A 21,089-nucleotide genomic window follows, 5' to 3' on the forward strand; every position below is an offset into this window, starting at 1 on the left:
CGCCGGCCGCGGTCAGCGGCCCGAGGGCGGTACTACGGCGAAGGTGGCCGGCGGCGTGGCGTTGCCGGCGTTGTCGTAGCCGATGGCGCAGTACGTCCAGGGGCCGTCGGCGGCCTTGAGGGTCGCCGGGATGTTCAGGTAGTCGCGGTATCCCGCGGGGTCCGTGCAGTCGGTGGCCGCCTTCGGGCCGTACTTGACCTTGTACATGGTGATCTCCCAGGGCGCGTAGACGGGCCGGACCCAGTAGGAGGCGTCCTCGCCGTCGAACAGCTGGATGTCGGCCTTGGGAGCCACGGTCGGCGCGGTGTTGTCGACGCGCGCGTAGGCGTACGACGGGTGCGCGAGGGACGCGGCCCAGTCGGGTCCCTTCAGGGTGGCGTCCGGCCCGCCGGCCGCGCACAGCACGTACAGGTTGTCGTGCGCGGGCAGGGGTTCCTTGTGCTCCACGCCCGCGGAGGTCAGCCGGCGGGGCTTGTCGTACCCCTCGGGGCTGGTGCAGTCGACGACCCCGAACGGGCCGCTCTTGAAGGCGACGTAGGAGTGCCGGGCCGTACCCCCCGGGGTGACGCGGGCATCCCAGCGGGCCGGTCCGTCCGGGGTGTCGGTGCGGGTCTCCTGTCCTTGGAAGGCGACGTTCACCTGCTCGCCCCGGTCCAGGCGGCAGCCCCTCTTGTGCAGCCGCAGGCCCGTGGCGTCCAGGCAGGAGCCGACCGCGTCGACGGGCGTGACGTAGGCGGCCTTGTCCGGGGGCACCACGAGCCCCTTGCCGCTTCCCTCGCAGGGCCGGCCCAGCCCGCACCCGAGGTAGCCGGGGGTGACGATGGTGTTGAACATCCCGACGAGCCGGCCGCTGTCGTGCGCGGTCGTCACGGGGCCGCCGGAGGAGCCGCCGCTGATGCCGAGGCAGTCGGTGCGGGTGAAGTCCCGCCACAGCCAGGTGTGCTCGTGCAGGGCGATGCGTGAGGCCGTGGCGGCGCAGGTGGACAGGCGCAGGTACTGCCGGCCCGGTTCGACGCCGTCGGTCGGGGCGTGGGCGGCCCGCAGGGGCGTGCCGGGCGCGGGCCGCTCGGACGAGAGGGTGCGCGGCGTCACGCCGAGCTTCGCGAGGTCCGCGTAGGTGGCCGTCAGCCGCAGCACCGAGACGTCGATGTCCTTCATCGTGGCGTACACGATGCGCTCGACGGTGAACTTCTTGTGCTCGGCGACGTTGTCGTGGAAGTAGGCGGGGGTGTAGCTCCAGCCGTCGGGCGCGGGCTTGTCGACGACGACGTCGTTCGTGCCCATGGTGTCGTCGGCGCAGTGCCCGTTGCTCAGGACGAGCGCCTTGGCGCCGGGGTTCACGGTGCCCGGGGCGTGCACGAGGGTGGCGGTGCAGGTCGTACCGCCGCCGCCGACGAGCCGTCCGGTGGCGCGCAGCCGTTTGCCGTCGGCGGAGCCGGCGTCGACCAGCGGTGCCTCGTCCCCGGCCGCCGCGGCCGGCCGGGGGGCGCCGGCGCCGGCCGGTGGCGCCGCCTGCACCGGGGAGGCTCCCCATATGAGCCCTGCGGCGATGAACCCGGCCGCACCGGCCGACACTGCGGCCCGCTTCCGGGTCCGGACGGCACTCTTCACGGCGATCCTCCTTGCTGGGGGGACGGATGGACGCCCCGACCCTGACAGAGGTGTTCCGGCGGCCGCGAGCGGGCGGATCTTGTTCAGGACGATCACGCGCGGTGACGCGGGAGCGCCATGGAGCGCTGCGTTCCGGGGAGTGCTCGTCCCCCATGGGCCCTGCTGTGCACGGGCCATGACGGACCGTCACCTGGGCGGCCGCAGTGCGCTCGCGGTTGACTCAAAGACACCGGGCCGTCGGCCACTCCCCAGGCGTGGGAGTCTTCTGATTTTACGGCAGTACCGCCGCACCCGGCGCGGCGGAACCCCGGTCGTTCTGCAGCTCCCACAGCTCCCGGAAGAGTCCGGGGGCCGCGACGAGCTCGGCGAAGCCGCCCTGCTGGATGACGCGGCCGTGGTCGAGGACGACGATGCGGTCGGCGACGGCGACGTTGGCCAGGCGGTGGGTGACGAGGACGACGGCCCGGTCGCGGGCGACCTTGCGCAGGCCGGTGAAGATGCGGTGCTCCGCCCGTGCGTCGAGGGCGCTGGTGGGCTCGTCCATGACCAGCAGCCCGGCCCGCCGGTAGAAGGCGCGGGCGATGGCGACGCGTTGCCACTGCCCGCCGGACAGGTCCACTCCGCCGAACCACTCGCGGGCCAGCAGGGTGTCCAGCCCGCTGCGCAGGCCGTCGATCACCTCGTCGGCGCCGGCGTGCGCGGCGGCCCGCAGGACGGCGGCGTCGCCGCCGTGCGGCTGTCCGAGGGTGATGTTCTCCCGGACCGTCATGGGCCAGTGCGCGTAGTGCTGCGGGACGACGGCGGTCTGCGTCCACAGCCCGTGCGGGTCGAGCTCGGCGACGGCCACGTCGTCCCAGGTGACGCTGCCGTCGGTGGGCAGGTACAGGCCGGCCAGCAGCTTGCTGAGCGTGGTCTTGCCCGAGCCGTTCTCGCCCACCAGGGCCAGGACCTCGCCGCGGCGCACCTCGAGGCTGACCTTCTCCAGCGCCGGGCGGTCCGAGCCGGGATAGCGGTAGGTGAGCGCTTCCGCCTTCACCGACAGCGGGGCATCGGGGATCCTGGTGCCGCGCACCGTGCGGTGGCCGCCGGCCTTCTCGATGAACTCGGCCCAGTCGTCGAGGTAGAGCCCCGTCCGGAACAGCCGCGAGCCGTAGCCCACCACGCCGCGCAGGGACGAGCCGACCGTGCGCAGCGCGAAGACCGCCGTGCCCGCCGAGGCGACCGACATATGGCCGGTGGCCAGCAGCGCCACCAGGGCCGCCCACACCAGCGTGGAGGCCAGCCCGCCGGCGACCGCGCCGAGCAGCGCGTACCGCGCGCCCCGGTGCACGGCCTGGTCCGTCGCGGCGTCGACCCGGGCCCCGATCGCCCGGTACCGGGCGAGCAGGAAGTCGGCCATGGTGGAGGAGCGCAGCTGGTCGGCGGGGTCCTTGTCGGTCATGTGCCACCGCAGGTGGTTCAGGACCCGGCGCTCGCCGCTCAGGGTGCGGGAGGTCTGGTAGTGGACGCGGGCGCCCTTCACGCTGGCGATGCCCTGGGGCAAGGTCGCCAGCACCAGCAGGGGCAGCAGCGCGGGGTGCAGCAGCGTCACCACCCCGGCCGCGGCGACCAGGGAGGCGGCGCAGGCCATGACGTCCTGGGACTCGATGAGGAGGTCCTGGGCCACTTCCGCGCCCCGGTCGGCGGCCTCCCGCATGTCGTTGAACCCGGGGCTGTCGTACGCCACGAGTTCGGCGTGGAGCGCGGCCTCGAGCATCTGCGTCTCCGCTTCGCGGGAGATGCGCGGGGCCATACGGCTGGAGATGGTGTGGACGACGATGCCGAGCAGGGCGCGGGCCCCGGCGGCGCCGGCGAGCAGGACCAGGGAGGGCAGCGCCTCCCCGAGACGGTCCTGGATGTCTCCGGAGGTGATCAGTGCCGTGATGGTGCGCGTGGTGGCCAGCAGCCCGAACGCCTCGAACGCCGCGGACAGCACCTGGCACGTCAGCAGCAGGACCACGGCACGCCGGTCCACCCGCCAGCCCAGGGACAGCGCCTTGCGCACGAGCTGGGGCAGCCGCCTGCTCATCGAGCGGGCGGTCAATGGGGTCTTCTCGAAGAGGGCCACCTTGGGAGAGCGGAACCGCAATTCCTCGCGGGGCTTGTCGATGGCCTCGGTCAACTCGCCTCCCGTGGTCGGTGCGCTGCTCCGGTGCGGGGTGAGCGCTTGCACCTTGCCGTACGGGGCGCCGCGGCGGGCGGCGAATGGCCCGGAATCCACCCGAACGTGCGATGACCGCCCTCGGTGACCGCTCCGGCGGGGAGAAGGAGAGGCACGAGGAGCAACAGGAGCAAGAGGAGCACCGGGAGGCACGGCATGCAGAAGATCACGACGTTCCTGTGGTTCGACGACCAGGCCGAGGAAGCGGCCGCGTTCTACACGTCCCTGTTCGACGACTCGCGCATCGTCGACGTACAGCGGTACGGCGAGGCCGGCCCGGGTGAGCCGGGATCGGTCATGGTGGTCACGTTCGAGCTCGCGGGGCAGCAGTTCATCGCGCTGAACGGCGGACCCCGGTTCACCTTCAACGAGGCCATTTCGCTCAGCGTGGACTGCGAGACGCAGGAGGAGGTCGACGAGTTGTGGGCGAAGCTCACGGCGGGCGGGGAGGGGGTCGCGTGCGGCTGGCTGAAGGACAGGTACGGGCTGTCGTGGCAGGTCGTACCGAGGAAGCTGACCGAGCTGCTGAACGATCCCGACCCGGTCAAGTCGAACCGGGTCATGCAGGCCATGCTGGGAATGAAGAAGATCGACATCCAGGGTCTGGTGGACGCCTACGAGGGGTGACCGCAGCGGGTGAACGGCGCGGCCGCCTCCCCCCTGCGGGGAAGGCGGCCGCGCGTTCCTATGGACTCGGGCTGTCGTGCCCCGCCGTCACATTCCCATCCGGCGGAAGGTGGCCTCCAGCGCGTCGGCGTAGAGCCTGGCCCCCGCGAGCTTGGGGTGGAACGACTGGGCGGAGATGCCGAAGTCCAGCGGTCCCCAGCTCTTCGCGGGCTCGTCACCGGGGGTGAGGTCGGTGACGATGCCGTGGATGCTCTCCGGGTCGCCGCAGATCCCCTTGCCCTTGAACTGCTCCTTGGGGTCGGTGAACCACACCTTCCCTGCGGCGCCCGGCGTGGAGGCCGTCGCGGCGGACTGCATCTGCTCGGCGAGGAGATCGCCCATCTCGTTCAGCCACCGGGATTCGCGGGCGCTGATGCCGAACTGGCGGCCCGGCGGGATGGTGACGCTCAGGCACTCGGCCTTGTCCTCCAGAAGCCGCGGATAACCCATGAGGACGATCTTGGCGTTCTTCGCCTTCGCATGGATCGCGTCGAGGGTCTTGATGATGTTCGAGCGCACCTCGCCCTTGATGAGGGCGCGCTCCTCGGCGTCCTGGTCCGTGCAGTCCGTGGACGCGAAGCACTTCTTGACGATGCTGCTGAAATCGGCGTCGTTGCCGCCGACGGACAGCATCACCAGCGTCGTACTGTCGTCCAGGTACCCCTGCTCGATCTGGGCCCGTTCCCCGGAGTTCATCTCCGAGAGGATGTGTTTCGTCCGGGCTCCGGAGCAGGCGATGAAGTGGAAGTCCTGATCCACCGTGTCGCCCGTGTCGCCGATGTTGTACGGCTTCCCCGGCAGCCTCGCCTCGCGGGACCAGGCGTGCCTGGAGCGGTGGCAGGCCGAGCGCAGGAAGCTGTCGTCGCCGTTGTTGTCGGTCTCCGGGAAGTAGTCGCCGCCGCCCGAGCTGGAGGCTCCTTCGCCGGAGGAGAAGGAGTCGCCCATCGCCACGATGACGTCCTTCGGCTTGCCGGGCAGCGTCTCGAAGGCGATGGCGTCCCAGGCGATGTCCTCGGTTCCGTTCGCGTTCTGGGCCTCGGTGGACAGCGACACCTTCGGAATGCCGTCGAACGGAAAGACCCCGAGGCTGACCCACGTGCTGCCCGCGATGCGCTGTTGTGTGATGCGGTGTGTCTTCGTCTTGCCGGTGTCGATGTCGTACTTCGCCTCGCGGGTGTGCGCTCCGTGGTCGGGGATGAAGACCTTGACCCTGGCCCAGCCGGTGAGCTTCTGCTTCAGGGTCCAGGTGCCCGTGACCTTCAGCCGGCTCTTGTCCGGGTCCTTCGCCCGCGTGTGGGCGAAGTAGAAGTGGCCGTCGTAGCCCCCTCCGAGCTGGTGGGTGTCGACCTTCGCGGGCCAGATCCGTTCACCGGAGTCGTTGGTCTCCCCGGCACCGAAGTCGAACGAGAAGGTGCCGTTGGGTGAATGCGTCTTGCCGCAGCGCGGGTTGGGCGTGCTGTCGGGCACGTTGTCGATGACCAGGACGTTGGCGGCGGAGTCGTCGCGGCAGATGGGGAAGTAGGCGTCCCCGTCGGCCTCCTCCTTGTACGTCTCGTCGAACCGCAGGATCTCGTTGCCGCACGTCTGGAGGGTCGAGTCGGCGCCGCACGTCTTCCACTTGGCCGGCCGGTTCCAGAAGCAGTACAGGTCCTCGCGCTTGCAGGCACCTTCACCGGGAAGGTTCGCGTCATGGTCGCTGATCTTGGAGGGGTCGCACTCGTTCACGTCCGAGCAGAAGAGGTCCTGGGCCGGCTTCACCTTGGTGCGGGAGTCCTTGTCCGTCCACCAGGCGGGGCGGAAGCCGCTGACCATCTTGCCGGGCGACTCCAGGGCCTCCAGAGGATGTCCGGCCCAGCCCAGGACCTTCTCCTGGTAGGGCCAGTCCTGCGGGTGCTTGGCCTGGGAGTAGTCGTCCTTGCCGCTGTAGTCCTCCAGGAACGGGGTGCGGTTGGCCTTCCACAGCGGGTTGGCGGGGTTGTTGGTGAAGCCGACGCCCCACTTGCCCTTGTTCTTCGCCGCCTCCGACTTCGGGTAATAGCCGGCGTTGTACGCCCACAGCGCGAAGAACCAGTTCTCCACGTACTTCGGGTTTCCGCTGTTGATGGTGAGCCCGCCGTCGCGGGTCTTGTTCCACTTGTCGATCAGGATGTTGACGCCGGCGGCGACGTTCGCGGTGTAGTCGAGCGCCACGGCCTCCTGCTGCAGGGTGGTGAGGGGCTTCTCGCCCTCCTTCTCCTTGCCGTGCATGCGCATGCCGTCGGTGACCTGCGTGATGCCGTACCCGCAGTCGGCCCTCTTCCAGTCCACCTTCCACGGGTCCATCTGCTCACCGCCGGCCGCGTACAGGATGCCGTAGTAGTTGCCGATCAGCGGGTTGCCCGTGACACCGGGCACCGCGTACCGGGACGCCTGCCACATGTTCGACTCCTGCGCCGTGATGCCCAGCATCACCTGCGCCGGCACCCGGCCGCCGCCCGACAGCTTCTGGAGGGGGAAGAGGTCCTGGGGCTTGTAGGCGCCCATCCCGAGGTTCTTCCAGTTCGCGGGGCGGGATATGTGCTTGTTGAGGTTGCCGGTGATCGCCTGGTCGACGGCCCACTCGATCTGGCGCGGCTTGGGCTGCATGGCCTGCTTGCGCGGGTCGTTGCGGGGCACGGAGCAGAAGCGCTCGGCCTCGACGGCCGAGTCCCGCGAGCCGCCCGCGGCGTTCACCGACGCCTTCCCGGAGGGTTCCGCCGGGCTCGCGGTGAGCGCCGGCGAGAGCGACCGGCCCTCGGACGAGCGTGCACCGGCGACCGACGGCTTGACCTCGAACTCGGCCTTCTTGCCCGTGCCGAGGACCTTCAGCCCGATCCTGGCGCTGCGTGAGCCGAGGGCCTCCTCCGGGCGGATCCGGGAGTCCTTGCCATCGGCCCACGCAGTGCCGGTGACCAGGGCCCCGCCCCGTGTGGAGGCCGTGGACTCCTTGGGCACTCCCGGGTGCTTGACCGTGGGCGGCAGGGAGCCGGCCACGGTGGCCTCGCCGGTGATGAAGACGGTGCCCTGCGCGCTCGCGGACAGGTCCATGGCCGTGAGCCGGCCGGTGGCCAGCGTGGTGGCGCGGTTCTTGCGGGCGTCGGGCCCGGCGATGTCGGCGGCGGTCAGCCGCTTCACCGCGCCCTGCTCCACCTGGTCGTTCCTCACGCCGCGGGCGGCGGGGCGGTCCATGTAGACGAGGCCGCCGTCGGCGTCGGGCTTCAGGAGGAAGGGGATGCGCTCGGTCGCGACGAGCGGGGTGCGCTTGCGCGTCGCGGTGTCGATGCTGACGACCCGGGCGGAGTCGGCGGCGAGGATGCGCCCCTTGCCGCCGGGGACGGCCGAGGTGATCTGGCCGTCGAGCTCGAGCGGCTCGGCGGTCCTGCCGGTCGCCGTGTCGACCTCGACGAGGCGGGTCGCGTTCTTGTCCTCGCCCGCGTACTGGGAGAGCACCGCGCTCTCGCCGGTGCCGCACCCGGGGCTGAAGTGGGCGAGCGACGCCTGCGTCCCGAGCTTGGTCACTTCTCCGGAGGCGAGGTCGACCACGGCGGTGAAGGCGCCGCGGTGCATCAGGTCGGCCTTGTTGGTGAAGGCGCGGGGTGCGTAGGCGACCACGGCCTTGCGGCCGGAGCCGGTCACGCAGGCGTTGCCGATCCAGGTGTCCGTCTCGAAGCCCGGCTCGGAGAGCGAGGCGGCCGTGCGCCAGGTGAAGGCGTCCTTCTGGTCGGCGACCAGGATGTGGAAGCCGTCCCCGTCGCCGGTGGTGGTCCAGGCCCGGTCCTGCGAGCGCTGCCAGTCCTTGCCGAGGATGTCGGCGCGGCGGTCCGGGGGCACCGTGGTCGGCGCGGGGCTGCCCGTGGCCGCGGGGGACGGCGTGGGGCGCCCGTGGGCGCCGTCCCGTGCCCAGACGGCGTTCTGTGCGGCCAGACTCATGAACACGGCCGCGGCCGCCGTCGCGGCGAGCGGCGCCAGGGCACCTCTTCGGCGTCTCGTGCGGTTCCCCGCCGTTCCGGGGCGCATCACCGCTTCACCGCTTCACCGGCCGCGCGCAGCACCGCCGCGTTCTTCAACCGGGCCGTCTCCAGGTCGGCGTGGTGGTCGAGGACCTGCTTCTTCTGGATCTCGCTCTCGACCGTGAACCAGGTCCGCACCAGAGCGGTGGACTGCTTGCACGCCACGTCGTCGGTGGCCCGGGCGATCTCCTGCGCGGTCGGCTGCTCGGAGTCCGTGCGGGCAGCCTCGGTGGGGTGGGTGACGGAGTGCCCCTTGCCGTTCATGCACGAGGCCCACGCCGCGAGCGCGGCCTTGACCCTCGGGTCCTTCTGGGAGTCCTCGAAGGAGAGACCGGTCAGTTCGTCGGCGAGGTCCTCGTCGAGGTCGCCGCCGAGAGCGCGCACGGACTGGCCCGCGCAGCCCCCGGGCGGAACGGGCTTGCCGTTGTAGGTCACCAGGGCGCCCGGACCCGTCGGCGACGGGCCGCCGAAGAGCACGCGGTGGCCGTCCTCGCTCGTCTGTTCCTCCTCCGCCGCGGCGCCCGCCGCCGTCCGGGCCGCCCGGGCGTCGTCGGCGAGGTGGTAGCCGTGGGCGCGGGCCTGGGCGGGATCGGTGACGCCGTAGCGGCGGGGCATGTTCGCCGAGGTGTACGCGGGCGGCGGCGCGAACCCCGGCTTGGGGTCGTTCAGCGCGAGCCCGAAGCCGGCCATGCACGCGCGGTCCAGCGTGTACTTGGCCTTGGCGTAGGCCACATCGTCCGGATACGCCACGAGGTAGCGCTCCAGCGGCAGGGTCATGCCCTGGGCGAGGCCGCTCTGCGGGGTCTCCTGAGGCCACAGCTCCCGCGGTTCCGCCGCCGCGGCCGCCGCCGCGTTGCGTACGTGGCGGGCGTCGTCACCGCCCTGCTGGGCCTGGAACCCGTATCCGGCCACAGCCAGGACACCGGCACACGTCAACGCGACGGCCGTGGTCCGCCGCATTCTTCCTGTCGTGTCGGACATGACGGCTAATTGGCCTTCCGCGAGGACTGGTTCTTGTTCTTCAGGGCCCGGTTCAAGTTGACGGGGAATTCCTCGCGCTTCGGTTTGATGCGCTGCGACGTACCCGTGTAGGAGTAGCCCGTGTAGATCCGGTGGTTACTGGAGGTGCGGTTGCTGACGGCCGCCGCGTTCTTCCGCAGTTCCTGCCCGTCACCGCTCGAGTCGCAGTAGCTGCCCTGGTGCTTGCGGAAGACGTAACGGACCGGGTGCGTTCCCCCGCTCTCGGTCCGCCCCCAGTGGTCGGGGGTATTGCGGCCGGCGACGAAACAGGCACCCAGCGGGATGCCCGGCGTGATGCTGTTGTGGAACAGGAACACGCACTCATAGCGCGACCCACAGTTCTTCGATTCGTACGACGTCGCCTCAGCGCCTGTGCCGCTGCTGTGCGCGGTAGTGGTGGCCCCGAGCAGCAGTCCGGCGACGGACGCGCCGATCGCCGCCGTTCTCCATACGGGCGATGTTCTGGTTCTCATTGACCGAGCCAAACATCACAACTCCTGGTAGAAGAAGGAGATTCGATGACGTTCGAACGGTGAACGGGGGGCCGGTCGAAAGATGATTGAAATTTCTCTCAGTGCGGACGCGCTGGCGGAATCCCGCTTCGGGATATCTCCTTTGATGCAGGTGGCAGCGGCTCTGCATCCGCATCGTCCGAGAGCGCTCACCCGCAACCGGGGAGCGCTGGACGACATCGACGGAGCACTGGCCGGGGCGCGGCTGCCGCTGCTGACCGCGCTGCGCCGTGACATCCGCGGCTATACGCCGGACTTCATGACTCCGGCTCTGGAGGCGGAATGCCCGGACCTCGAGGCGGAGTTGCATCACGTGGCGACGACACCGGCGCATGTCGTGGCCCGGCAGATGGAACGGCTGGCGTCCGTGACGCACGACACGACGCACGGCGGCAGGGGCTCCGAACTCCCCTCCTTCCGGCAATTCCTGGAACTGGGCGAGTCGGCCTTCGCCGAGCGGGTCGCGAGCGAACTGGAGGATTTCTGGAGTATCGGCCTCGCCCCTTCGGCGCGTTCGCTGATGGCCGAGGCCGTGGCCGACCTCGAATGCCGCGGGCAGACCATCGCCCGGAAAGGGCTGGGGGCCGCCCTCGACGCGCTGCATCCGGCGATCGCCTACCGGGAGGGCGCCCTGCGCATGAGGACCCCGCAGGAGATGGGGGCGACGTCCACGTGCCGGATCTCCTTCTTTCCCTCGCCGCTGGCCGTCAACTGGATGGTGAGCATCGACCCCTGGCACGAACGCGGCATCTATCTCATCTATCCCACGCACCGGCCGGACGGCCGGCCTCCGCGGGCGCGGGAGGAACCGGCGGGCCATCCGCTGGCCGACGTCGTGGGGCGCTCGCGCTTCGATCTGCTGGCCACGCTGGGCTCGCCCCGGACGACCACGGAGCTGGCCGCCCTGCACCGGTTCGGCAAGTCGACGATCTCGTACCACCTCTCCCACCTCCATCGCGGCGGGCTGGTCAGCCGGGTGCGCACGGGCAAGGAGGTGTACTACCAGCGCACCGATACGGCCGACCGGCTGCTCGGCGAGGAGCGGGGCGAGCGGCCCGGACCGGCGGCGCCCCGCCGCCACGGGCGCGCCGGGCGCCTCCCGGGACGGCCGCCGGCGGCGCCCGGCGGCGTGGTCTCGGCGTAGGCGGCCTCCGGTGGCCGGTTCCCGCCCGTGCCGGTGCACGAACCTTCCCTGCCGACGCGGGGAGGTGCAGGCTTCGTGGGCGCAGGGCGGGGTTCGTCGGCACCTCAGCACGCCAACACCGGCCGTTGCATCGACGACAGCTACGCCTACGGGCTGCGGGCCTTCGGCTGCAACGGGCTCGACTACCAGCGCTGGACGGGCTGACCCCGTCGGGCGCGCCGGCCGCACCGTCACCGGTGCGGCCGGCCTTCCTTTTCGCCGGCGCGCCGGCGGACCCCGTCGCCGAACGGGTGTACGCGTCCGGACGCACGGGCCGGAGCCCCCATGCGGCGTCGTCCGACGCCGCGCCTGCCGCGTGGCGGGACGGATCAGCTCCATACTGCGATCACTGCGCACTGTCCGGGTCCGGAGCCGGTGGTCAGGAGGATCTGCCCGTCATGATCAACACATCGCGCGCCGCATGGACGACCCGGCGCGGCATGCTGTACGCGCTCGCGGCCGCGGGCACCCTCACCACGGGCGGCCTCGTCGTCGACGGTTCCAGGCGGGCCGAGCCGGACGTACCGTCCGCACCCGTGGGCTCCGCCCGGCCGGACCCGTCGAGGGCACGGGAGATCCGCGCCGAGTTCCTGCACGCCTGGCGGGGGTACAAGCGGTACGCGTGGGGGCACGACGAGGTGCTGCCGGTCTCGGGACGCCACCGCGAGTTCTTCGCCAAGGGCCACCCGGTGGGCCTGTCGATCGTCGAGGCGCTCGACACCCACTACCTCATGGGGCTCGACGACGAGGTCGACCTGTGCGCCGACTGGATCGTGGACCACCTGGACTTCGACATCGACGCCGACTTCCAGGTCTTCGAGACGACCATCCGCCTGGTGGGCGGCCTGCTCGCGGGCTACCTCGCCACCGGCCGCCGCGGGCTGCTCCGCCGCTGCGTGGACCTGGCGGACCGGGTGCTGCCCGCCTTCACCAAGTCACCCACCGGCATGCCCTACCGGTACGTCAATCTGCGGACGGGCCGGGTCTCGGGCGCCACACTGCCGCTCGCGGAGATCGGCACCAACATGCTCGAGTTCGGCGTGCTGTCCGACCTCACGGGCGACAACCGGTACTGGCGGGCCGCCAAGCGCGCGGTCCGGGCGGTGGTGCAGCGGCGCTCCTCCATCGGCCTGCTCGCCACCAGCCTCAACGTGGAGAGCGGGCGGTGGGCCGACCGGCAGGGCAGCGCGGTCGACCCGCCGGTGGACTCGTTCTACGAATACCTGTGGGGCGCGTGGGAGATGTTCCGCGACGAGGAGTGCCGGGACTGGTTCCGGTCGTTCGCCGCGGCGCTGAGGAAGCACCAGGCCGAGCGCGTGGGCGACCGCCTGTGGTTCAAGCACGTCGACTTCCGCACCGGGGCCCTGCTCGACCGGCGCCAGTCCTCGCTGGCCGTCGCCATCCTGCCGGTCGGCGGCGACAACGCCCTGGCCGCGGACTACTACCGGTCCTGGACCGCCGTGCTCGACAAGTACGCCGTCATCCCCGAGGCCATCGACTACCGGCGCCTGACGGTGGTGAGCGCCAGGAACGAACTGCGCCCCGAGTACGCCAACTGCGCCTTCCAGCTGTACTGGCAGACCGGGGACGCGTACTACCGGACCACGGCGTGGCGCTACTTCCAGAACCTGAGGAAGTACCACCGCGTGCCGGGCGGCTACACCGTCGTCACCGACGTCACCGGACGGCCGATGCCCCAGGGCGACCACTGTCCCGCCTACGTCTTCGCCGAGAACTTCAAGTGGCTCTACCTCACCTTCTCCGGCACCTCCCGCTTCGACTACGCCCACGGCTACCTCAGCACCGAGGGCAAGGTCCTGCGCGGTCTGCGGCGCGCGTGAACCCCAATATCACGTGAAAGCCTTATTTCGTGCGCTTCAGGGGTACGTAAGAATGAGATCCACCGCCCTCTCACGCCAGTCGTCCCCGATGCCGGGAGGTGTGTCCGCCATGGCCGCGACCGAGGTCTCCGTGCAACCCGTGGCCGGCCCGCCCGGTCTTCCGCTGCTCGGCAACCTCCTCGCCTTCGGCAAGGACCCGCTGGCGTTCCTCGTGCGGCTGCGCGACGAGTTCGGGGACTTCGTGACCTGGTCGCTCGGCCGCCGCCCGAGCGTGTTCATCTCGCGCCCCGACCACATCGCCGAACTCCTGGGGGCCGTCGAGCGCAGCTACGAGACCCTCGAGATCGGCTGGGCGCTCAAGCAGGTCGTCGGCGACAGCGTCCTGCTCAGCCGGGGCGCCGCCTGGCGGCGCAAGCGGGCCCTGGTCCAGCCGACCGTCCGCCCCCGCCAGGTGCGCACGTACGCCCAGACGATGGTCGACTGCTCCCTGGCGCTCGCCGGGCGGTGGCGCGACGGCCAGCGCATCGACGTCCGCAGGGAGATGTCCCGGCTCACCCAGCGGATCGTGGTCCGCACGCTCTTCGGCAACGACCTGGCGGGCCGCGGCAACCTCCTCGCGAACGCGATGGACGTGGTCCAGCGCGAGACCGGCGCCGAGCTGCGGGGCATCAACCTCTTCCTGCCCTCCTGGGTGCGCACCCCCTCGCGGCTGCGGCTGCTGGCCGCCGTCGGCGTCATCGACGCCGAGGTCGGCCGGCTCATCGACGCCCGGCGCAGGGGGACGGGCGAGAGCCGGGCCGAGCTGCGCGACGACCTGCTGAGCCGGCTGCTCGCCGCCCGGGACGAGCAGGGCCGTTCCCTGTCCACGCGCGAGGTGCGGGACGAGGCGGTGACGCTGTGGGCCGCGGGGCACGAGACCACCTCCACGGCCCTGACGTGGACCTGGTTCCTGCTCTCGACGTCCCCGTCCGCCCGGGCGCGGCTCGCCGAGGAGCTCGAGACGGTGCTGGGCGGGCGGCCGCCGGCGTACGAGGACTACGAACACCTGACGTGGACCCAGCAGGTCGTCAAGGAGGCCATGCGGCTCTACCCGCCCGCATGGCTGATCCCCGCGGTGGCCACGGAAGGCGCCACGCTGGGCGGGCACCCCCTCGAGGCGGGGACCATCGTCTGGTGCAGCCAGTGGTCGACCCACCGGGACCCGCGCTGGTTCCCCGACCCGGTCGCCTTCCGCCCGCAGCGCTGGGACGCCGACGCCCCGGACCCCATTCCCGACCATGCCTGGTTCCCCTTCGGCGGGGGCCAGCGCACCTGCCTGGGCGCCCGGTTCGCGCTCGTCGAGGCGGCCCTGGTGCTCGCCACGCTGGCGCAGCGCTTCCACGTGGACGTCGACGGGGGCGACGTCAAGCCCGAGGCGGGTCTCCTCCTCCAGCCGGCCGTCCCGCTGCGGGCGACGGTGCGCACCCTGGGCCCGCCCGCGGAGCAGGTCAGCTGAGGCCGGCTCCGCGGATCAGCAGCAGCGCCACGTCCGCGCCCGCGACGAGCACCGCCGCCGCGAAGGGCGCCCGCTCCCAGCGGCGGACCGGCCGGACGCCGGCGACCGCCACCGCCGCGGCCGCCGCCAGGACGGCCGGCCCTGCGGCGTCCGGCGTTCCCCCGGGCGCGAGGGCCAGCACGGCCGTGGCGGCGACGAGCGGGACCGGCAGGGCGAGCCGGGTGCCCCGTGTTCCCAGGCGGTGCGGCAGGCCCCGTACCCCCGTGGCCAGATCCGCGGTGATGTCCGGCAGCGCGTCGGCCAGGTGGGCGCCGACACCCAGCAGCGCACCGGCGGTGACGAGCCACCAGGCCGGCCACGGGGCACCGGGCAGGCCGAGGACGACGAAGGCGGGCAGGCTCGCGAAGCCCACGGCGTACGGGAGCCAGGACAGGGCCGTCGCCTTCAGCCGCAGGTTGTACGCCCACGCGGCGGCCACCCCCGTCAGATGGACCGTGCCGGCGAGCGCGCCGTAGGCCAGGGACAGCGGCACGCAGAGCGCGAGCGCGGTGAACGCGCCGCCCCACACCACCGTCCGCGCCACCGCCCCGGAGGCGACGGGTTTGTCGTGCCGGCCGACGGCGGCGTCCCGGTGGGCGTCGAAGGCGTCGTTGCACCACCCCACCGACAGCTGGCCCGCCAGGACGGCCGCCCCCACAAGGACGCAGCGGGGCCCGCTCTGCCCGGCGACGGCGGCCAGGGCGAGGGTCAGGACGGTGACCGCGACCGCCGGCCCCGGATGGCAGGCGGCGGCCAGTGCGGACACGGCCCGGTCCGGCCGGCGCCGGACCACGCGGTGCGGCCGGGGCCGCTCGCAGGTCTCCACGCAGGCGATCGTAGGCGGACGGCGCCTGCGGCGCGGGCCGCCGGACGGGCGATTGGCGGTACTGCGGCGCCCCTGCGGGGCAGATGGGAAGGAAACAGACTCCTGAGGCGGTAGGTGGCATGACGACCCGGATCGCAGCCGTCCACGGCATCCTGGCCCCGCACCGCCACGCCCAGCGCGAGATCACCGACATGGTCGCCGCCACCTGTCTGCCGGCCGGGGCCGACCGCGGCCTCCTGGACCGCCTGCACCGCACCGTCAGGGTCCGTTCGCGCCACATGGTGCTGCCCCTGGACCGGTACGCGCACCTGGACGGCTTCGGCGCGGCCAACGACGTCTTCATCCGTGCCGCCACCGACCTGGGCGCGCGGGCGGTGCAGGGCGCGCTGCGGGCCGCGGGCATCGGGCCGGGCGACGTCGACCTGCTGATGTTCACCTCCGTCACCGGCCTGGCCACCCCCTCCGTCGACGCCCGGCTCGTGGGACGGCTCGGCCTGCGCCCGGACGTCAAACGGCTGCCCGTCTTCGGCCTGGGCTGCGTCGCGGGCGCCGCCGGGATCGCCCGGCTGCACGACTACCTGCGCGGCTGGCCCGAGCAGGTGGCCGTCCTGCTGTCGGTCGAGCTGTGCTCGCTCACCTTCCAGCGCGACGACGACTCCACGGCCCACCTGATCGCCACCGGCCTGTTCGGCGACGGGGCCGCGGCCGTCGTCGCCTGCGGCGCCGGCCGGCCCGGCCCGGTGGACGGGCCGGCGGTGCTGGCCACCCGCAGCCACCTGTACCCGGACACCGAACGCGCCATGGGCTGGGACATCGGCGGCTCCGGCTTCCGTGTCGTCCTCGACCGGACCGTACCCGACGTGGTCCGCCGCCACCTCGCCGACGACGTACGCGGCTTCCTCGGCGAGCACGGCCTCAAGCCCAAGGACGTGGCGCGGTGGGTGTGCCATCCCGGCGGGCCCAGGATCCTTCAGACCGTCACCGAGGTCCTCGGCCTGCCCCCGGGGGCGCTCGACGTCACCTGGCGGTCGCTGGCCGAGGTGGGCAACCTCTCCTCCGCCTCGGTCCTGCACGTCCTGCGCGACACCCTGGCGGGCCGGCCGCCCCCGCCCGGCTCGCCGGGCCTGCTGCTGGCCATGGGGCCCGGCTTCTGCTGCGAACTCGTCCTGCTGCGCTGGTGAGGACGGCGGGCCCATGACGGGAGGCGATGTGGCGGGAAGCATCCTCTGGTACGCGGCTCTGGTGGCCGCCGTGGCGGCCGAGCGGGGCGCGGAGCTCGTCGTCGCGCTCCGCAACGCCCGCTGGAGCCTGGCCCGCGGCGGGGTGGAGACGGGCCGGGGCCACTACCCGGCGATGGTCGCCCTGCACACCGGCCTGCTGGCCGGCTGCCTGCTGGAAGTCACCCTGGGCGGCAGGCCGTTCGTGCCCGCCCTCGGGTGGCCCATGCTGGGCGTGGCCCTGGGCGCCCAGGGGCTGCGCTGGTGGTGCGTACGCGCCCTGGGCCGGCGGTGGAACACCCGCGTCATCGTCGTCCCCGGCCTGCCCCTGGCGACCGGCGGACCGTACCGCCTGCTGCGCCACCCGAACTACGCGGCCGTCGTCGCCGAAGGGCTGGCGCTGCCGCTCGTGCACACCGCCTGGGTGACCGCCTTGGTCTTCACGGCCCTGAACGCGGCGCTGCTGACCGTGCGCGTGCGCTGCGAGGAGGCGGCGCTGGAGGCGGGGGCGGCCGCGGTGGGCGTGCGGCCGTGATCGACCTTCTGGTGGCGGGCGGCGGACCGGCGGGGCTGGCGGCCGCGATCCACGCGGCGCGGGCGGGCATGGAGGCCGTCGTCGTCGAGCCGCGCGAGGGCCCGGTGGACAAGGCCTGCGGCGAGGGCATCATGCCCGGCGGCGTACGGGCGCTGCGCGCCCTCGGCGTCGACGTGCCCGGAGCTTCCCTGCGCGGCATCCGCTACGTGCAGGGCGACCGCTGCGCCGAGGCTGCGTTCCGCGACGCCACCGGGCTGGGCGTGCGGCGCACCGCGCTCCACGCGGCGCTGCGGCGGTGCGCGGCCGAGGCGGGCGTGCGGGTCGTGCCGGGACGCGTCGCCGGCGTCCGCCAGGATGCCGGCCACGTCACGGCCGGCGGCCTGACCGCCCGTTGGCTGATCGCCGCCGACGGTCTGCACTCCCCCGTCCGCCGGGCCCTGGGCCTGGAGCTGCCGCCCGGCCCCCGGCCCGCCCGCTACGGGCTGCGCCGGCACTACCGGGTGCGGCCGTGGACGGACTGCGTGGAGGTCCACTGGTCGCGGCACGGCGAGGCCTATGTGACACCGGTGGGCGAGGATCTGGTGGGCGTCGCCGTGCTGGGCCCGGGGGGCGGTGCGGGCGGCTACGAGGAGCGGCTGGCGTGGTTCCCGGGCCTCGCGCCCCTGTTGCGGGGGCCGTCGGCGAGCGCCGTGCGCGGCGCCGGGCCGCTGCGCCGGCGGGCCGGGCGCAAGGTCGCCGGCCGGGTGCTGCTCGTGGGCGACGCGGCGGGCTATGTCGACGCCCTGACGGGCGAGGGCATCGCCCTCGCGCTGGCCACGGCCGGGGCGGCCGTGCGGTGCCTGGCCTCGGGCCGGCCGCAGGACTACGAGGCGCAGTGGAGCAGGCTGACGCGCCGCCACCGGCTGCTGACGGAGGGGCTGCTGCTCGCCCGCGGGCACCCGCGGGCGGCCGGCCTGATCGTGCCCGCCGCCCGCAGGCTGCCGCGGCTGTTCGCGGCGGCGGTGCACGCCCTGCAGTGAGGGCCGGTGAGGTCTCTAGCCGCTCACCCCGGGCACGCCGGCGCCGGCCGGCGCCGTGGTGGGCAGCGCCTGCTCGGTCCAGACGGTCTTCCCCTCCCGCCCGTAGCGGGTGCCCCACCGCTCGGTGAGCTGGGCCACCAGGAACAGGCCGCGGCCGCCCTCGTCGGTACTGCGGGCGCGCCGCAGGTGCGGCGAGGTGCTGCTGGAGTCGGAGACCTCGCAGATGAGGCAGGGGCCGCGGATGAGCCGTAGGGTCACCGGTCCGCCGGCGTAGCGGTAGGCGTTGGTGACGAGCTCACTGACGATCAGTTCGGTCGTGAAGGCCATCTCCTCCAGCTGCCAGGCGCTGAGCTGGTCGTTCATCAGCGCCCGGGCCTGCGAGGCGGCGCTCGCCTCGGCGGGCAGCGTCCAGGTGGCCACCCGCTCGGACGCGAGCACGCGGGTGCGGGCGATGAGCAGGGCGACGTCGTCGGTGGGGCGGGCGGGCAGCAGGGCGTCCACCACGTTCCTGGCCGTCTCGGCCAGGGGGCGGGTCGTGGCGGACAGCTCCGCGGTCAGGAGCTCGAGGGCCTCGTCGACGTCGTGGCACGGGGTCTGGATGAGGCCGTTGGTGAACAGGGCCAGGAGGCTGCCCTCGGGCAGGTCGAACTCCATGGCCTCGAACGGCAGGCCGCCCAGCCCGAGCGGCGGCCCGGCGGGCAGGTCGGGGAAGCCGGCCTTGCCGTCCGGGGTGACCACGGCCATCGGCGGGTGGCCGGCGCGCGCCACCGAACAGCACCGGGACACCGGGTCGTAGACGGCGTACAGGCAGCTGGCGCCGGTGACCTGGTCGTTGGGGAAGTCGCGGGCGTTGGCCTCCTGTTCGGCGGCCAGGCGGTGCACCAGGTCGTCCAGGTGGGAGAGGACCTCCTCGGGCTCCATGTCGAGGTCGGCCAGGGTGTGCACGGCGGTGCGCAGCCGGCCCATGGTGGCGGCCGCGTCGACGCCGTGGCCGATCACGTCGCCCACGACGAGGGCGACGCGGGCGCCGGAGAGCGGGATGACGTCGAACCAGTCCCCGCCGACGCCCGCCACGGCGCCCGCGGGAATGTACTGGTGGGCGACGTCGACGGCCGGCAGGTCGGGCAGTTCGGCCGGGAGGAGCCGGCACTGCAGGTTCAGCGCGGCGTGGTGCTCGCGGGTGTAGCGGCGGGCGTTGTCGATGCACACGGCGGCGCGGGCGGCGAACTCGCCGGCGAGGGTGAGGTCGTCGTCCTCGAACGGTTCCGGGTGCCGGGCCCGCCAGAGGGTGACCAGGCCCAGGACCAGGCCCCGGGCGGCGAGGGGGAGCAGCATCACGGAGTGGACGCCGATCTCCTGGGCCTGCCGGGCCCGTTCGTGGGCCACGGCCGACAGGCCGTCGATGCCCTCGATGTGGGAGACCAGGACGGGCCGGACCTCGGCCAGGCAGGTGCCCTGCGGTGTGTGCGGGGCGAAGTGGATGAGCTCGCCCACCGGGTACTGCACCTGTTCCGACCGCGCGACGACGGACTTGGCGGCCGTCCTGCGGACCGGGCCGAGGCCGTCCTGCGAGGGTTCCTCGCCGCGGCTGACGGGCTCCAGGAGGTCGACGGAGACGCAGTCGGCCAGCGCGGGGACGACGACCTCGGTCAGTTCCCGGGCGGTCGCCGTCACGTCCAGGGTGGTCCCGATGCGGGCGCCGGCGTCGTCGAGCAGCGCCAGTCTGCGGCGGGCCCGGTGCCGTTCGGTGACGTCCTCGACCAGCTGGGTGACGCCAAGCACCTGTCCCTCGGAGTCCTCCATGCGGAAGGCGGAGACGGACACGAACCGCTCGCGGGCCGGGTCGGCGCGCAGCCGGCAGGACTGCTCGGTGAAGATCATCGGGCGGCCCGTCTCCAGCACCTGCCGCAGCCGGTCGTCGATGGTCCGTGCGTCCTCCTCCACCAGGAAGTCGCCGATGCGGTGTCCTCGCGCCTGCTCGGCGGAGACGCCGCCGATGCGGGCGATCGGGCGGTTGACGCGCAGGACGGTCAGGTCCGGCGCGTGCTCGGCCAGGCCGATCGGCGAGCGCCGGAACAGCCCGTCCAGCACCGAGCGGTCGGTCTCCCACTGGATCACGGCCTCCGCGGGGGCGGCCACCAGGAACCACTCGCAGTCGGGGCTGCCCCGGGTGACGCAGCGGGCCCGCACTCCCAGCAGCACGCGGTCGCCGTCCGCCCGCACCACGGGCACGATCCCGAACCAGCCGCGGCATTCCAGGCACGCCGCCACCGCGTCGAGGACGTGATCGCGGTCGCCGGGGGCCAGCAGGACCTCGGCCGCGGAGCGCCCGATGATCTCCTCGGCCCGGTGGCCCAGCAACGTCTCGGCCCGCTCCCCCCAGCCGACGACCGTCCCGCGGTGGTCCAGCACCGCCGAGGCCGCGCCGGTCACCGAGAAGGGGTCCTCGGGGCTTTCCCGGAAGAGCGTCACCGGTCCGTTCATCACACCGCCTTCCTGGAGGCAGCGCAGGGGCCGCTTCGGCCCGTGGACGTTGCACCCCTTCGCCGGGACACGGTGCCCGTGCCCGGCGAAGGGGTGATCAGGGGGCCGCCGCGCGTGCCGGACGCCGGATCCGCCGACGGCTCAGGGCGGCTAGTGTTGTCCGCCGCGCTTGCGCTTGAGGGCGTCCTTGCCCTTCTCGGCCGCCTCGCGGACGTCGCCCTTGGCCTTGTCGGCGCGTCCTTCGACCTCCAGGCTCCTGTCGCCGGTGGCCTTCCCGGTGGTCTCCTTGATCTGACCCTTGGCCTGCTCGGCCTTCGCCTTCGCCTTGTTCTTGGCACTCATGCCACGGCACTCCGTTTCGATGAGGGATGGGTCGCCCCCCCGCCGTCGAGTGTGGACCTCCCCGGCGCGGG

At 72.8% G+C, this 21,089-nt stretch carries 16 protein-coding genes; 8 read left to right on the forward strand and 8 right to left on the reverse strand.

Annotated elements, in window-relative coordinates; translation table 11 throughout:
• Positions 1-12 precede the first annotated feature (12 nt).
• Together ACIGXW_RS15745 and ACIGXW_RS15750 are read right to left on the reverse strand one after the other, a co-directional pair.
• Positions 13-1,611 (reverse strand): trypsin-like peptidase domain-containing protein, encoded by a 1,599-nt coding sequence (locus tag ACIGXW_RS15745; protein WP_399573465.1) that lies wholly within the window; start codon positions 1,609-1,611, stop codon positions 13-15.
• A 271-nt stretch (positions 1,612-1,882) separates the two neighbouring features.
• Positions 1,883-3,772 carry an ABC transporter ATP-binding protein gene (locus ACIGXW_RS15750; protein ID WP_399573466.1) on the reverse strand — a complete coding sequence of 630 codons (1,890 nt, stop codon included), beginning with the start codon at positions 3,770-3,772 and terminating at the stop codon, positions 1,883-1,885.
• A gap of 195 nt (positions 3,773-3,967) precedes the next feature.
• Between ACIGXW_RS15750 and ACIGXW_RS15755 the strand changes: the two genes are divergently transcribed.
• The gene (locus tag ACIGXW_RS15755) at positions 3,968-4,438 is read left to right on the forward strand and encodes a VOC family protein (RefSeq protein WP_399573467.1); all 471 of its coding nucleotides are present in this window, start codon (positions 3,968-3,970) and stop codon (positions 4,436-4,438) included.
• 87 nt (positions 4,439-4,525) lie between these two features.
• Here ACIGXW_RS15755 and ACIGXW_RS15760 read toward each other — a convergent pair whose 3' ends face one another.
• The 3 genes from ACIGXW_RS15760 to ACIGXW_RS15770 all read right to left on the reverse strand — a co-directional run bounded on the left by ACIGXW_RS15760 (position 4,526) and on the right by ACIGXW_RS15770 (position 9,998).
• Positions 4,526-8,425: a GDSL-type esterase/lipase family protein gene (locus tag ACIGXW_RS15760; RefSeq protein WP_399573468.1), complete on the reverse strand. Its 3,900-nt coding sequence runs from the start codon at positions 8,423-8,425 to the stop codon at positions 4,526-4,528.
• Positions 8,426-8,511: 86 nt separating this feature from the next.
• A complete protein-coding gene (locus ACIGXW_RS15765) occupies positions 8,512-9,465 on the reverse strand; it encodes a hypothetical protein (protein ID WP_399573469.1) in 954 nt (317 codons plus the stop codon).
• A gap of 26 nt (positions 9,466-9,491) precedes the next feature.
• Positions 9,492-9,998: a hypothetical protein gene (locus ACIGXW_RS15770; protein WP_399573470.1), complete on the reverse strand. Its 507-nt coding sequence runs from the start codon at positions 9,996-9,998 to the stop codon at positions 9,492-9,494.
• Between the two features lie 145 nt (positions 9,999-10,143).
• Between ACIGXW_RS15770 and ACIGXW_RS15775 the strand changes: the two genes are divergently transcribed.
• The 4 genes from ACIGXW_RS15775 (at position 10,144) to ACIGXW_RS15790 (ending at position 14,556) form a co-directional block, all read left to right on the forward strand.
• Entirely contained in the window at positions 10,144-11,181 is a 1,038-nt protein-coding gene (locus tag ACIGXW_RS15775; RefSeq protein ID WP_399573471.1) for a winged helix-turn-helix domain-containing protein, read from the forward strand.
• A 75-nt stretch (positions 11,182-11,256) separates the two neighbouring features.
• Positions 11,257-11,385: a hypothetical protein gene (locus ACIGXW_RS15780; protein WP_399573472.1), complete on the forward strand. Its 129-nt coding sequence runs from the start codon at positions 11,257-11,259 to the stop codon at positions 11,383-11,385.
• Positions 11,386-11,618: 233 nt separating this feature from the next.
• Positions 11,619-13,061, forward strand: coding sequence for a glycoside hydrolase family 47 protein (locus ACIGXW_RS15785; protein WP_399573474.1), 1,443 nt, complete (start codon positions 11,619-11,621; stop codon positions 13,059-13,061).
• A 109-nt stretch (positions 13,062-13,170) separates the two neighbouring features.
• On the forward strand, positions 13,171-14,556 hold the full coding sequence (locus ACIGXW_RS15790; RefSeq protein WP_399573475.1) for a cytochrome P450: 1,386 nt from the start codon (positions 13,171-13,173) through the stop codon (positions 14,554-14,556).
• Here ACIGXW_RS15790 and ACIGXW_RS15795 read toward each other — a convergent pair.
• Positions 14,549-15,421 (reverse strand): UbiA family prenyltransferase, encoded by an 873-nt coding sequence (locus ACIGXW_RS15795; RefSeq protein WP_399573476.1) that lies wholly within the window; start codon positions 15,419-15,421, stop codon positions 14,549-14,551. The genes ACIGXW_RS15790 and ACIGXW_RS15795 overlap by 8 nt on opposite strands.
• 119 nt (positions 15,422-15,540) lie before the next feature.
• Between ACIGXW_RS15795 and ACIGXW_RS15800 the strand changes: the two genes are divergently transcribed.
• Genes ACIGXW_RS15800 through ACIGXW_RS15810 form a run of 3 tightly spaced genes read left to right on the forward strand, consistent with a single transcriptional unit; the run spans position 15,541 to position 18,192 of the window.
• Positions 15,541-16,602 (forward strand): type III polyketide synthase, encoded by a 1,062-nt coding sequence (locus tag ACIGXW_RS15800; protein ID WP_399573478.1) that lies wholly within the window; start codon positions 15,541-15,543, stop codon positions 16,600-16,602.
• Between the two features lie 40 nt (positions 16,603-16,642).
• Positions 16,643-17,173, forward strand: coding sequence for an isoprenylcysteine carboxyl methyltransferase family protein (locus ACIGXW_RS15805; protein WP_399573517.1), 531 nt, complete (start codon positions 16,643-16,645; stop codon positions 17,171-17,173).
• Positions 17,170-18,192, forward strand: a complete 1,023-nt coding sequence (locus ACIGXW_RS15810; RefSeq protein WP_071963087.1) for an NAD(P)/FAD-dependent oxidoreductase — start codon at positions 17,170-17,172, stop codon at positions 18,190-18,192. The genes ACIGXW_RS15805 and ACIGXW_RS15810 overlap by 4 nt, the downstream gene beginning before the upstream one ends.
• A gap of 15 nt (positions 18,193-18,207) precedes the next feature.
• Here ACIGXW_RS15810 and ACIGXW_RS15815 read toward each other — a convergent pair whose 3' ends face one another.
• The gene (locus tag ACIGXW_RS15815) at positions 18,208-20,676 is read right to left on the reverse strand and encodes a SpoIIE family protein phosphatase (RefSeq protein ID WP_399573480.1); all 2,469 of its coding nucleotides are present in this window, start codon (positions 20,674-20,676) and stop codon (positions 18,208-18,210) included.
• A gap of 150 nt (positions 20,677-20,826) precedes the next feature.
• A complete protein-coding gene (locus ACIGXW_RS15820) occupies positions 20,827-21,018 on the reverse strand; it encodes a CsbD family protein (protein ID WP_071963089.1) in 192 nt (63 codons plus the stop codon).
• Positions 21,019-21,089: the final 71 nt, after the last annotated feature.

Source organism: Streptomyces sp. NPDC053079 (assembly GCF_044546695.1).
Lineage (GTDB): Bacteria > Actinomycetota > Actinomycetes > Streptomycetales > Streptomycetaceae > Streptomyces.

What these genes read in the sequence shown, in the direction of transcription:
- ACIGXW_RS15775 (WP_399573471.1), top strand. Translation starts at nt 10,144, where the DNA reads ATGCAGGTGGCAGCGGCTCTGCATCCGCATCGTCCGAGAGCGCTCACC.
- ACIGXW_RS15820 (WP_071963089.1), bottom strand. Translation starts at nt 21,018, where the DNA reads ATGAGTGCCAAGAACAAGGCGAAGGCGAAGGCCGAGCAGGCCAAGGGT.
- ACIGXW_RS15785 (WP_399573474.1), top strand. Translation starts at nt 11,619, where the DNA reads ATGATCAACACATCGCGCGCCGCATGGACGACCCGGCGCGGCATGCTG.
- ACIGXW_RS15815 (WP_399573480.1), bottom strand. Translation starts at nt 20,676, where the DNA reads ATGAACGGACCGGTGACGCTCTTCCGGGAAAGCCCCGAGGACCCCTTC.
- ACIGXW_RS15770 (WP_399573470.1), bottom strand. Translation starts at nt 9,998, where the DNA reads ATGAGAACCAGAACATCGCCCGTATGGAGAACGGCGGCGATCGGCGCG.
- ACIGXW_RS15760 (WP_399573468.1), bottom strand. Translation starts at nt 8,425, where the DNA reads ATGAGTCTGGCCGCACAGAACGCCGTCTGGGCACGGGACGGCGCCCAC.
- ACIGXW_RS15800 (WP_399573478.1), top strand. Translation starts at nt 15,541, where the DNA reads ATGACGACCCGGATCGCAGCCGTCCACGGCATCCTGGCCCCGCACCGC.
- ACIGXW_RS15765 (WP_399573469.1), bottom strand. Translation starts at nt 9,465, where the DNA reads ATGCGGCGGACCACGGCCGTCGCGTTGACGTGTGCCGGTGTCCTGGCT.
- ACIGXW_RS15755 (WP_399573467.1), top strand. Translation starts at nt 3,968, where the DNA reads ATGCAGAAGATCACGACGTTCCTGTGGTTCGACGACCAGGCCGAGGAA.
- ACIGXW_RS15790 (WP_399573475.1), top strand. Translation starts at nt 13,171, where the DNA reads ATGGCCGCGACCGAGGTCTCCGTGCAACCCGTGGCCGGCCCGCCCGGT.